This is a genomic window from Geminocystis sp. CENA526 (assembly GCF_050753365.1).
Classification (GTDB): Bacteria; Cyanobacteriota; Cyanobacteriia; order Cyanobacteriales; family Cyanobacteriaceae; genus Geminocystis.
Genome location: NZ_JBLZFY010000106.1, coordinates 1 through 13,217 on the forward strand (window position 1 = coordinate 1; position 13,217 = coordinate 13,217).

Here is a 13,217-nt window from a genome sequence, read left to right on the forward strand (position 1 = left end):
GGAAATGATTTTACCGAGTTAGGGAAAGCAGGGGATTTGTGGTTAGGAGGTGATGACATTGATGATAAATTAGCAGAGTTAGTTAAGCAAAAAGTTGCAAAAGAGGAAAATTTAGACAGTATTGATAGCTTAATCGATAATATGCCCTATTATCAGCGAGTGCGGTTTAAGGCGGATTTGAAAATTGCAACAGAAAGGGCAAAAATTGACTTGAGTAGCAAAACCGATGCTAAAGTTAATCCTTCTACTCCTCTCCTTGATGATTTTGGAATGGCGATTCCAATTAGTGTTACCATTACTCGCACTGAGTTTGAAGCCATTATATTACCTTTAGTTAAACGTACGATCGAAATTTGTCGAGATGCCGTTAAATATTCTGACTATCCAGAAGATATGATCGATATTGTATTGTTAGTGGGAGGCTCAAGTCAGATACCATTAGTACAAGAGGAAGTGAAAAAGGCTTTTGGTAGTGATAAAGTGGTAGTGCATCCTCGCCCTATCTATGCTTGTGCTGAAGGTGCAGGTATTGTGTCTGCTGGTGTCTCAGGGGTTATGGTGGGTACGGTATCTCGTGATTATTGCATTGATGATTTACAGGGAAATTTGTTTCCTCTTATTTGTCAGGGGGAAATTTTACCCATAAAAAAAAGTCATACATTTAAAACAGAATTTGAGGGGCAAGTTTTAATTCATTTTAAGTTTTTTAGTTCAGATAAAGTAAGAGAGGGGATTGATTTAAACAGAAATGATGAACGTATAGGAGATATGTGGTTAACCTTAGATAAATCTTACCCTTCAGGTACAGAAGTTGATCTGATGGTGGAATTAGACGAGTACAATTCGGCTTTAACCATGATAGCTTGTCTTAAAAATAATCCTTCAGTAAAGGTAAGTGGTAGTTTTTCTCGTGGTAATCAGGATGAAAAAATTTATCTGGAAGTAGAGAAACTAATTTCTCAGGTTAATCAACAGAATAATTTAACGAAAGATGAAAGAGAAAAAGCTAATCAGTTAGCAAGGGAGATAGCAAAGGCATCTAATCAAATTTATCTTAACGGAGTTTTACAGCAGGATCAACTTCAAGTAGCCAATGACAAACTTAAAGACTTACAGACTTTTTTGTCACAGCGAAAAAACGATCAAAAAAATATGAGTATTACTATTAATTTTGTACATGAAAAAATAACGCCAAATCCTTATGATGTGTTAGAAGTTTCTTCTTCCGCATCTAAGGCAGAAATAACGAAAGCCTTTGCTATAGTGAAGAAGAAAAAAAGATATAATCCTAAGCAGATTGCAGAAGCTAGAAAGCAATTAATGGATAATCAACAAAGAATAATTGCTGATTATTTACGCCCTAATTTACCTTTGATTCAAAGATTTAAAAAACAAGATTTATCACAGTTAAATGAGGTTATCCCAGTTATAAAATTATTACCTCAATTTGATAATTTAGATAAAGCCTATCAGGAAACAGAAACTGTCTCAGAAGAAGATAAAAAATTGGGTTTAGAATTATTTAGTTAAGCCAATTCTCAAAATTAAGATAAACAGAAAAAACCTCTTATTTTCCTTCTTCTAAAAATTATTTATTTCTTAAAAACTTTGCATATTTGCGAGAAAAAACTATGAAAAAACTAAAAATGTTTGATCGACTTTTCAACATAAATTATAGTATAAAAGAAACAAAACATCAAGATAATTTACAAATATCCATACAACAGAAAGAGTATTTATTAAAGGAAATTGTAGAATTATTAAAAACGAATACAAAATTAAAGCAAACCGTCAAAATTCAACAACAGGAAAACGAGGCAAAAGAGGAGACTTTATACGAAGAATTGTTAGATATTTTTGATAGTTTAGAATTTTTAATTAACTATCTGGATAAGAATTTACAAGAAGAAAATATTAACCAGAAAGCCTTGAAAAGATTGCCAAAATTTACCGCTAGTATGCAGGAAAAATTATTAACGATTTTGTCTCGTAGGGGTGTCGAAAAAATTCAGTTTGATGAGAATATGCCTGACTTTAACCTCTGTGAAGTAATGGATGACGAAGCACTTATAAATAATCGAGAGGAAAGAGACGATATACCAGATAAAACCGTGACAAAAGTAGTAAGACAAGGGTTTAAAATCAAAGAAAAAATATTGCGTTATGTGGAAGTAATCACCGCAAAATCCAGTAATTAAGGTTTGCTGAATAAATCAGAAGACTATTAAAATCAACGGTTTGGAGATACTACATCAACTAAAAGTGTTCAATTTTCACAATTTTTACTCAAAAACTGAGCATTTTTTACTAAATTTTACTTAAAACAACTTTGTAATTATATGTCAATACAAAGCCTCAAAACCTTGATTTTTGTCATTTATTCACTCTTCCCTTTTCCCAAATCCGCTCTTCCCTCTCTTCATCAAAATACTTTTTCAGCATCCCCTAATTAAAATTACTTTTGCTGAAAATAAGCCTCTAAAACCTCTCGTACGATCGGACCTGCGGTTGAGCCTCCACCGCCTCCAGAATGTTCCACAAAAGCCACGACAACGATTTCAGGATTTTCGTAGGGGGCATAAGCACCAAACCAAGCATGGGATTTACCCGGAGGAGCTTCGGCTGTACCACTTTTTCCTGCTACGGCAACCCCTGATAGGGCGGCTCGTCCTCCTGTCCCTCTAGTAATTACTGCTCGTAATCCTTCCCTAAGACTTTTCTGAGTTTCGGGTTTGATGTTAAGGGATTCTCGTTTACTCATGTAAGTTGCTTTGTCTTCTTGTAAATGGGGTACAACTCGATAACCGCCGTTGGCGGGTACAGCAAACATTACCGCTACTTGTAAGGGAGTTGCCAGAGTAAAACCCTGTCCGATCGACATATTAACGGTATCTCCCACAGTCCAATCCCAATTAAAACGTCTGCGTTTCCATTCGTTATCTGCGATTAACCCTGCGCTTTCTTCTTTCAATTCTATTCCTGTTGGGCTACCAAAACCGTATTTTCTCGACCATTCGATTAATTTTTCCCCCCCGATACCGTTGCCGATTTGTCCAAAAAAAGTATTACTACTCCACGCCATTGCACTTACAAAGCCCATAGGTCCAAAGCCCGATCGATTCCACTCCCCAAAGGCTGTACCCCCCACCCTAAGATAAGCATAGGTAGGCAAAATGGTAGAAGGTTTATACTTCCCTGATTCCATCCCTGCGGTAGCGGTGACGATTTTAAACGTAGAAGCAGGAGGAAAGCCCACAATGGCACGGTTAATAAAAGGATTGCCTTTTCCTTGCACTTCTTGCCAAATTTGCTCAGTGATGCGCCCTGAAAAGATGTTAGGATCGAAGGCGGGATAGCTTACCATTGCCAAAACCCCACCATCACGGGGATCTAAAGCTACTACTGCCCCTCTCCTTTCTCCTAATGCTTGTTCTGCTACTTTTTGCAATTCCAAATCAAGGGTTAAGGTAACATCATTTCCTGCTTTCGCTTCTTTAATGCCCAGTTTACGCAGTACTTTTCCTGCTCCGTCTCTTTCCATGAGGATTCCCCCCCATTCACCCCTTAATTGAGATTCAAAACCAGCCTCTGCGCCCATTTTGCCGATGACATCCCCCATGCGATACCCTTCACTTCTTCTAACTTTTAGTTCTTCGGCATTGATTTCTCTGGTATAACCTAGTACATGAGAACCAATTTTCCCGTGGGGATAATGTCTCACGGTGTCGGGATCGATTTCTACTTCGGAAAGAATATGACGATTTTCTTCGATGGCGGTGATTTGTTTTGGAGTGAGATTACGGGCAATTCTGACTAGGATAGGGGAATCATAACCTTCTTTTTCTAATAATTCTTGTAATTTGTCTTCTGAGACGTTGAGAATATTACTTAACATGGCTCTAATTTCTAGCCAGTTTTCCTGTTTTTGTACTGCAGGCCATAAATAAGCAGAATGGGATAGCTTAGTCGCGCCTAAAATACGCCCTTTTCGATCGAACAAATTACCTCTGACAGGGGGTTTAGGAATAATTTTAGTACGGTTACTATCAGCTTTTTGGGAGTACTTGTCACCCTCGACTATTTGTAGGTATGCTAGACGAAGACCGATAGCGCCAAATAAAAAAAGACTAATTAAAATCATAATAAAGATCGGTTGATCTTTTTGTCCTACCGTCAACCAATTTTTCTTGGTTTCATTTAATTTTACAGTAGTTTTTCTGATTGGCTTTTTGACTAAATTTGCTAATCCCATGTAAATTGTTATTTATTAAGTAATTATTCCTATTATGATCCAAAATAGCTTATCATCTTTGTTACTTGAACTAGAATCTCATTGTAATTCTAGTGCCATTGTTACTTTTCTTGACAGCGACGGAGAAGTTTTTGTGGTTGACTTAGAACGCAAAAAAAATCAAGTCATTTATGGCTATCAAAGGGGTGTCAAAGAACAATTTATGTTACGTTTGCTTCGTGGTGTTCAAACTCAAGCCTCTATCATTTTACGATCGTTTACCGATGAAGTAGATCAATATACTAATTTACCAGTGAAAGAATTAAGAGGTTATATTTTACAACGAAAGGACGATCGTATTGAATTTAACAAAATTTCTGCTAAGATGATGTTTGCTTGTCATAATACCGATGCCGAAACAGGTGAACCACGTCCCTTAGAGCAATCCGTGCGCTATTGTTAGTCATAGTGCTTTTTTTCTGACTTTTAATTAACTTTAATATATTTTAAATAATTTCTTTTAAATCTATTTTCATAAATAAATCGTTAATATAATAACTTTTTTCCATGATCTCTACCTGAATTGAGAGTAGGGTAGAGATAAATTATAATCCAAATTTTCGGTTATTTTAATTTTACAATTAGCATTTTTTTGTGAAATTGTTTGAGATTACTTTGTTAAGTACTGATGCAAAATACATTGTGGACTTTGGAATTAATAAAATTTTCTCAATACCATGATGCCTCTTGCCTTTCATAAAGTAAACATACAATTAATTTTGCCTACTCACTTACTTCGCAATGACTGTCAAATAATTTTCTGTTAACTCTATAGCTAATTTTAACCTTTGTTGGATCAGCAAAATTCGATCGAGTTTAGTCTTAGTTTGTTTAGCGGATTGATAAAAGAGAAAATCCGTTTGTAAAAGACGAATATAACGATGGGTTTCGGTTTGCCATGCTTGAAATATCGATCGAGCTTCTGGGTCTAAATCCGTTCGATCGATTAACATTATTTTAGTCTCTAAATAAGTCTGAATTTGTGTTAAGTTCTGCTTCAGTAACCCCAGATTATTGGGATCATTAGACCATAATAGATCATAAGCCCTTAATAATTCCAACCAAGTTAACAATTCTTCGTAATGTGATTTTGATAACATTTTGCCTAAACTAAGTTAGAATTTAAGAATTATTTATTAATAAATACTAAAGTTAAAAACCCCCGTGAAAGAAAACACATTAATAGGGGTAATTTTTCTATCAAGGAAAATAAAATTGAAACTATCCTTGAAGAAACGATTTTAACTTCCCAAAATTTTCTCTTGATCATAACCGTTCAAGATTATAACTCATCATCACCATTTTAGCTATTTTTTTTACCCCAACTATTATGAATACAAGTGTTCTTATCCCCGAAACAAAACCTGTCAAAAAATTACATATTCCTAATTGGTTAAATAACTGTTTGATAGGAGACCAAAACGATGCCCATAATAGCCTAATATGTAGATCATTTCAATTTGCTCACTCTTTACACGAAGGGCAGTATCGTAAATCAGGTGAGCCTTATATTGCCCATCCTGTAGCCGTTGCCGAATTATTGAGAGACTTAGGAGGCGATAGCGAAATGATTGCCGCAGGATTTTTACACGACGTGGTGGAAGATACCGATATTACTCCCGAAGAAATTGAAATTCTTTTTGGTGCAAATGTACGTCAATTAGTGGAAGCGGTGACAAAGTTATCAAAATTCAACTTTTCTAGCAAAACCGAAAGACAAGCGGAGAATTTTCGGCGAATGTTTGTGGCAATGGCTCAAGATATTCGAGTGATCGTGGTAAAATTGGCGGATAGGTTGCATAATATGCGCACCCTTGATTTTTTATCCCCTGAAAAACAACGGTTAATCGCCGAAGAAACCAAAGAAATTTTTGCCCCTTTAGCCAATCGTCTCGGTATTTGGCATTTTAAATGGGAATTAGAAGATTTATCCTTTAAATATATTAATCCGATCGCATACAACCACATCAAAGAATTAGTTTCTGAAAGAAGGAAAGATAGAGAAACAAGAATCAAAAACGTCACCGATATTGTCAATCATCGTTTAGCAGAATTAGGCATTCATCCCATAGAAGTTAAAGGCAGACCAAAACATCTATACGGAATATACCATAAGATGGAAAAACAGCATAAAGAATTTGACCAAATTTATGACATGGCGGGGGTGAGAATTATTGTTAATAACAAAGATGAGTGTTATCGGGCTTTAGCCGTTGTGCATGATGCTTTTCGCCCTATACCGGGTAGATTTAAAGACTATATCGGTTTACCTAAGCCCAACTTATATCAATCTCTCCACACTACTGTAGTTAATTCTAATGGCAGACCTTTAGAAATACAAATCCGTACCCTCGAAATGCACCATATCGCTGAATATGGTATCGCCGCCCATTGGAAATATAAAGAATCTGGAAATTCCCAGAATACTAATTTATCCAGTGATGAAGAAAAATTCACATGGTTGCGTCAGTTATTAGATTGGCAAAAAGATTTACAAGATGCACAGGAATATGTGGATAATCTCAAGGAAAATTTATTTGATGATGATGTTTATGCTTTTACCCCTAAAGGAGGAGTTATTCCCCTAACACGAGGCGCAACGGCGGTTGATTTTGCCTATCGCATTCATAGTGAGGTAGGAAATCACATGAAGGGGGTAAGAATTAATGGAAGATGGAGTCCAGTGGATCAATCTATTGAGAATGGAGATATAGTAGAAATTGTTACTAGCAATAATAGTCATCCTAGTCTTGATTGGTTGAATTTTGTTGTTACTCCTACCGCTAAAAATCGGATTCGTCAGTGGTACAAAAGATCGCACCGTGATGAAAATATTGCCAGGGGGAGAGAATTATTACAAAAAGAATTAGGCAAAAATGGCTTAGAATCCCTACTAAAATCAGAGACAATGCAAAAGGTTGCTCAAAAGTGTAATTTTCTCAAGGTAGATGATTTGTTAGCTTCTTTAGGCTATGGCGAAGTAACTTGTATGCAGATTATTAATCGTCTGCGGGAGGAGAATAAGTTACAGCAACCTGAAAAAATCGAGGAGAAACCCTTGGGAGAAACTCCTTTACTTGCTACTCCCACCAAAACTAATAAAGAAATTAACGGTAATAAACACCCTATTTGCGGTATTGAGGGATTAATGTATCATATCGCAGGGTGTTGTCGCCCATTACCGGGGGAAAATATTATTGGGGTAGTGACTAATGTGCGAGGAATTTCTATTCATCATCACGATTGCCCTAATTTAACTACGATTCCGGGGGAGCGTTTAATTCCTGTAAAATGGAATGGTTGTGATAATAAAACTCGTAGTGCTACTTATCCTGTGGATATTGTCATTGAAACGATCGATCGAGTCGGTATTTTACGAGACATTTTAGGAAGATTAACAGATCAAAATATTAATGTTAGTAATGCAGGAGTTAAAACTAATTTCGGTAAACCAGCATTAATTTCTTTAACGATTGATGTGCAAGATTCTAGTCAATATCAATATGTCATCAATCAAATTAAAAATATGAGTGATGTTTTGAATATTCGGCGTGTCAGCGAGGTTTCTAGTATCAGTCAAAGTTAACAACACTGTCGGTTGAGTTAATTAAAGTGTAACCCAACATCCAAAAAACTCGATCGAACTCTATCCTGTCATTGCGAGGCTACGAAGCAATCTCTTATCTCGATCTCTCTTCTGCGGCGCTGCGCGATCGAACTATAACAAAAAGTTAAAATCAGATAATAAAATCAAATAAAATTTCTTTAAATGTCAGAAATAACCGCCAATTATGATGAATCATGGAAAGAGATTATAGGGGATTATTTGGAATCTTTTTTAATCTTCTTTTATCCCGATATTCATAATCAAATTAATTGGGAAAAAACACCGATACCTCTGGATAAAGAATTAGAACAAATTACCGCATCCGCCGAAACCGAAACTCGTCATGCTGATAAACTCTTTCAGGTATGGTTATTGGATAATCAAGAAGTGTGGTTATTGATTCATATTGAAGTGCAAAGCCAGTATGATAAAAAATTTCCCCAACGAATGTTTATCTATAATTATCGAGCTTTTGATCTGTATAATAAACCAGTAATTAGTTTAGCTATACTAGGAGATGATAGCAAAAAATGGCGACCTAATTCTTATGAATACGGATTAGGAAAAAGTAAATTAAAACTCGAATTTTCTATTATTAAATTACAAGATTATGTATGGGAGGAATTAGAGAAAAGTAACAATGTATTTGCCATAGTAGTAATGGCGCATTTAAAAACGAAAGCCACTACCAGCAATTTATCAGAAAGGGAACAATGGAAATGGAATCTATCCCGTTTACTTTATGGAAAAGGTTATAACAGAAAAGAAATAACCGATTTATATAAAGTTATTGATTTAATGATGACACTATCAGAAGATTTACAACTAAAATTTGAAGATAAATTAACACAATATCAGGAGGAAAGAAAAATGCCTTTATTAACCAATATTGAAAAACGTGCGTTACAAAAAGGAGCTAAAGAAAATTGTCAAGAAAATATCCTTGATTTACTAAAACTGCGGTTTAATTCTGTCCCAAAAAGTATAGAAGATTCCCTCAAAAATATTGATGATTTAGCTTTCTTAAAACAGTTACATCTAGCAACAATTAGCGTTAAATCTATCCAAGAATTTGAGGGGTTAATTAACCGTTAATGCTAATGTTATAGCTCGATCGAAACTCCTCAATCCCACAACCTCGATCGAACCTTCCACCAAAAATGTAGGTTTGGTTAAGTGAAATGCAACCCAACAAATCGATCACTAAAAGTGGCGCAGTGCGATCGAACCATTACTATATAAGACTCTTAAATTTTTGGAGAGGTCTAAAGATATTAACTATTTGGTAATCTTTGCAATCATTATTTATAATTCACCATGACTCAAGTTTCTTTAATCAAAGCACAATCCTACGACTTACAAGAGTTACGTCTATCCTTAGAAAACTTATTACAACCCCTAGGCGGTATAGGTACTTTCGTCAAAAAAGACGATCGAGTTTTGCTCAAACCTAATCTCTTAACCGCTTCTCGCCCGACAAAAGAATGTACCACGAGGAAAGAATTAGTTTATTGTGTAGCGAAGATGGTGCAAGAAGTAGGAGGAAAACCATTTTTAGGGGATAGCCCTGCTTTTGGTAGTGCCAAGGGGGTAGCTAAAGCAAACGGTTACTTACCCCTGTGTGAGGAGTTAAATTTACCGATAATCGAGTTTAACGGCAAAAAATACCCCATTGATAACGATAATTTTCAAAATTTACGATTGTCAAAAGAGGCAATGGAGGCGGATGTGATTATCAATTTGCCGAAAATTAAATCTCATATGCAGTTAACCATGACAATGGGAGTTAAAAACCTTTTTGGTTGTGTGCCGGGGAAAATGAAGGCATGGTGGCACATGGAAGCAGGAAAAGACGTTAACCGCTTTGGCGAAATGTTGGTAGAAACCGCTAAGGCTATCAATCCTGATTTGACGATTATGGATGGTATCATCGCCCATGAAGGGAATGGACCTAGTGGCGGAGAACCTCGACAGTTAGGAATATTGGGGGCTTCTGCTGATGTTTTTGCTTTGGATGTCTCGATCGCTGATATACTAAATGTATCCTCAGAAATAGTGCCTACTTTAGTGGCTCAAAAAAAATTAGGCTTATCTAGTGATATAAAAGACATGGAATTTCCTCTACTGAAACCGCAAGATTTTGTTGTAGAAAATTGGCAATTACCCTCCGCCCTAATGCCCATTGATTTTGGCTTACCGAGGGTATTAAAATCGACTTTTAAACATCTTTATATCAAGTTTATTAAAGAAAAAACCATTAATTAATAAGGGAGATATTTAATGTTAGAATTACAAATTAAATCTGATTCTTCAGATGGAAAAATTGAGCAGACTTTAATAAAAAATGCCATCGATAGTGAGGTAAAGAATTTACAAAGAAGTCTCTCAAAAACTAATGATTTATTAAAGCAATTTGAACAAAAATATCAAGTATCATCAGATTTCTTTTTAGCTAATTATACTGCAGAAGATTTGCAAGGAGGAGATGACGAATATATTAGTTGGTTAGGAGAAATTCAAATTAAACAAAAGTTAATTTATTCTTTAGAAAAGTTACAGCAAATTAACTATCTTATTAAGTGATTATCAATTTAATTTACAAACGATTATTCAAAAATATGTAGATGAAAGAGTTATCTTATCTTTTAGTTTTTCTGTTGATACTAGAACTATTTATTTAGGTTTTATTCAAGGGAAATTAAATTTTATAGAAATTCTATCTTATTTTTTAAAGAATATGTTGATGTACAAATATCTGTTGATAAATTAGCTTATTCATTTCATTATCAAGATTCAGATAATAATTTAATATTTCGTTATGATAATGCTCAACATAAACCAGATTTAGGATTTAGTGATCATAAACATATTAATCATCAAATTATAGCCTCTCAAGTTCCTGATCTGGAAAATATAATGTTAGAAATTATTAAAGAATATTTATCATAACTGATAAAAAAGAGTCACAAGTCAACTTCACAGAATCTCACTATAATGTAAAGAAATCATTTATTTTTTCGAGTAAATGATAAAATCGCTATATAATGATAAAAAAATATTAGAGAAATAAAAATGACATTAACCCTTACCGCAGAAGAATTATTTAGATCAGCTTACGAAAATCGCTATACTTGGGATAAGAATTTCCCCGGTTATACCTGTGACATTACTTTAACCAATCCCCAAGGGGTTTATACTGCTAAAGGTGAAATTAAAGCTAATTTGCAGTTTGAAGTGTCAGGTATCGAAGACGAGAAGGCGAAAAAGGCTATCACTGGGCAATTATGGGAAATTACTATTCATCGTGTTAATCATAGTTTTGAAAAAAGTCACGGCGAAAATACTTTCTCTTTTGGTGCGAAAGATGACGATGGTTCGATCGAAATTTTAGTAGGTGGTGCAGGAAAAGGCAATAAATACAAAGTAAATAATAATACTGTTTCTTTTGTATATCGTAAAGTCGGCAACTCGATCGTAGCCATTAATACCTTTGGAATTTTAAACACCGATGAGGGTTATTTATCCGAAGAATATGATTCAATATACTTTGATCCAGAAACAAAAGAACAAAAAGGTGGTAGAACTATCTTTAAAGACACCTTTGAGAAAATCGGCGGTTATTATATTCTGACGCATCGTCGCATTACCAGTGAAGAAAATGGAGAATCCACCGTGACAGAATATCAATTTTCTAACATTGTTTTCAATTAGGGATTGCTTTATTGTCTTTTACTGAGTGTCACTTGTGAAGTACCTAACACTAACCTTCGGTATAGTGTAGGCTTCTCGTATCATCTGCTAATGCTTTACAATACTCCGAACCTAATCTAAGTATTGTCGAGTCTTACTTGCTCATCTCTGGTATTACCTACCCTCAGCGCAGCACTTACGATCTTTTGTATTACTGGTTGTTACTTCCCTGAGCTTCGTTTGAGTCAGATTGAGTAGGTTTATTTGAGCGGTTCAACTAATTATATTATGGTCAAGTCCCCTCAAAAAAGGGTCATAATTCATTTACAAACAGTATAGTATTTTAATCTTAGTTATTTATATCGCAATGATTATAAATCTTTTTCTTTCACAATTTCGATCGCCCGGTCCTATATTATTAGATTTAGGATTTATTAGTTTAAGATGGTATGGATTTTTAATTGCTTCTGCGGTATTAATAGGAGTATTTATTGCTCAAAAATTAGGTAAATATCGTAATATTGATCCTGATTTAATTAGTGATTTAATTCTGTGGATAGTAGTTGGTGCTATTCCTATGGCAAGGATTTATTATGTGTTATTTGAATGGCAAAATTATGCCCAACATCCCCAAGATATAATTGCGATTTGGAAAGGGGGAATTGCGATTCATGGAGCAATAATTGGGGGAATTATTGCCAGTTTAATTTTTAGTAAGATTAATCGTCAATCTTTTTGGCAATTAGCGGATGTGATTGCACCTTCTTTAATTTTAGGACAAGCTATTGGTAGATGGGGTAATTTTTTTAATTCCGAAGCCTTTGGTATCCCGACAAATCAGCCTTGGAAGTTATATATTCCTCCGAATAATCGTCCTCTTGAGTATATTAATTTTGAGTATTTTCATCCTACTTTTTTATATGAATCTTTATGGAATTTAGGAGTTTTTATCCTGTTAATATATCTCTTTTTTTGGAGTATTAAAAATAATAATAAACTTAAAGATGGTTCTATATTTTTATCTTATTTAATTACCTATAGCTTAGGCAGGGTATGGATTGAAGGATTTAGAACTGATAGTTTAATGTTCGGATTTTTACGCATCGCTCAAGTTGTTAGTTTAAGTTCGATCGTACTAGGAATTATGGGTTTAGTGTGGTTATATGGAGTGAAAAAATCCTTACCTGATGTTAAATAGGGTTCGCTCAAAAAGTCTTTTGATGGGGATAGGTGTCACCTCAGTTCGACATAAAGAAAATAAAGAATGAAAAATCAAGGTTTTGAAGTATTGTCTCTTCAACAAATACATAGGTGTATCGTGAATAAAAGTAGAAGAACCAAAACAATTATAAACAAAAATCTCGAAAAACGGGCGTGGAGGGACTCGAACCCCCGACCTGCTGATCCGTAGTCAGCCGCTCTAATCCACTAAGCTACACACCCTAGTTTTTTAACACTTATCAAGTATAACAAAAAAATAATTAAAAAGCAAGGGGCATCTTTGATAATTGCTCAAAACCGTTACTTTGTGACATCTCCCACACTGACCTAACGGTACAGATGTGGGCTTCTTAACTTCGCAATTAAGAGTTTCTGCTTCACAGGACGGCACTAGCCTTACAGACAAGT

Annotated in this window: 12 protein-coding genes and 1 tRNA gene; 10 read left to right on the top strand and 3 right to left on the bottom strand. The window is 34.9% G+C overall.

What is annotated here, in order from left to right; translation table 11 throughout:
• Together ACN4EE_RS19195 and ACN4EE_RS19200 are read left to right on the top strand one after the other, a co-directional pair.
• Positions 1-1,530: Hsp70 family protein (locus ACN4EE_RS19195; RefSeq protein WP_431708099.1), on the top strand; the 1,530-nt coding region annotated here is incomplete at its 5' end.
• 101 nt (positions 1,531-1,631) lie between these two features.
• The gene (locus tag ACN4EE_RS19200) at positions 1,632-2,198 is read left to right on the top strand and encodes a nucleotide exchange factor GrpE (protein WP_431708100.1); all 567 of its coding nucleotides are present in this window, start codon (positions 1,632-1,634) and stop codon (positions 2,196-2,198) included.
• A gap of 257 nt (positions 2,199-2,455) precedes the next feature.
• Here ACN4EE_RS19200 and mrdA read toward each other — a convergent pair whose 3' ends face one another.
• Positions 2,456-4,252, bottom strand: a complete 1,797-nt coding sequence (gene mrdA / locus ACN4EE_RS19205; RefSeq protein ID WP_431708101.1) for a penicillin-binding protein 2 — start codon at positions 4,250-4,252, stop codon at positions 2,456-2,458.
• 34 nt (positions 4,253-4,286) lie between these two features.
• Here mrdA and ACN4EE_RS19210 point away from each other — a divergent pair, with 34 nt between their 5' ends.
• A complete protein-coding gene (locus ACN4EE_RS19210; RefSeq protein WP_431708102.1) occupies positions 4,287-4,694 on the top strand; it encodes a hypothetical protein in 408 nt (135 codons plus the stop codon).
• 328 nt (positions 4,695-5,022) lie between these two features.
• Here the strand turns inward: ACN4EE_RS19210 and patD are convergent, their stop codons facing one another.
• The gene (patD, locus tag ACN4EE_RS19215) at positions 5,023-5,391 is read right to left on the bottom strand and encodes a heterocyst frequency control protein PatD (RefSeq protein WP_431708103.1); all 369 of its coding nucleotides are present in this window, start codon (positions 5,389-5,391) and stop codon (positions 5,023-5,025) included.
• Positions 5,392-5,621: 230 nt separating this feature from the next.
• Here patD and ACN4EE_RS19220 point away from each other — a divergent pair, with 230 nt between their 5' ends.
• The 7 genes from ACN4EE_RS19220 (at position 5,622) to lgt (ending at position 12,786) form a co-directional block, all read left to right on the top strand.
• The gene (locus ACN4EE_RS19220; protein WP_431708104.1) at positions 5,622-7,877 is read left to right on the top strand and encodes a RelA/SpoT family protein; all 2,256 of its coding nucleotides are present in this window, start codon (positions 5,622-5,624) and stop codon (positions 7,875-7,877) included.
• Positions 7,878-8,060: 183 nt separating this feature from the next.
• The gene (locus ACN4EE_RS19225) at positions 8,061-8,993 is read left to right on the top strand and encodes an RpnC/YadD family protein (protein ID WP_431708105.1); all 933 of its coding nucleotides are present in this window, start codon (positions 8,061-8,063) and stop codon (positions 8,991-8,993) included.
• 222 nt (positions 8,994-9,215) lie between these two features.
• Complete coding sequence (locus ACN4EE_RS19230; protein WP_431708106.1) at positions 9,216-10,163, top strand: DUF362 domain-containing protein; 948 nt, start codon at positions 9,216-9,218, stop codon at positions 10,161-10,163.
• Positions 10,164-10,178: 15 nt separating this feature from the next.
• The gene (locus ACN4EE_RS19235) at positions 10,179-10,481 is read left to right on the top strand and encodes a hypothetical protein (protein WP_431708107.1); all 303 of its coding nucleotides are present in this window, start codon (positions 10,179-10,181) and stop codon (positions 10,479-10,481) included.
• Between the two features lie 114 nt (positions 10,482-10,595).
• Complete coding sequence (locus tag ACN4EE_RS19240) at positions 10,596-10,847, top strand: toxin-antitoxin system TumE family protein (protein WP_431708110.1); 252 nt, start codon at positions 10,596-10,598, stop codon at positions 10,845-10,847.
• Positions 10,848-10,970: 123 nt separating this feature from the next.
• Entirely contained in the window at positions 10,971-11,609 is a 639-nt protein-coding gene (locus ACN4EE_RS19245) for a DUF3386 domain-containing protein (RefSeq protein ID WP_431708108.1), read from the top strand.
• A 346-nt stretch (positions 11,610-11,955) separates the two neighbouring features.
• Positions 11,956-12,786: a prolipoprotein diacylglyceryl transferase gene (gene lgt, locus ACN4EE_RS19250; RefSeq protein WP_431708109.1), complete on the top strand. Its 831-nt coding sequence runs from the start codon at positions 11,956-11,958 to the stop codon at positions 12,784-12,786.
• A 171-nt stretch (positions 12,787-12,957) separates the two neighbouring features.
• On the opposite strand, the gene ACN4EE_RS19255 is transcribed toward lgt, so the two are convergent.
• Positions 12,958-13,031 (bottom strand) — tRNA-Arg (locus tag ACN4EE_RS19255).
• Between the last annotated feature and the right edge of the window lie 186 nt (positions 13,032-13,217).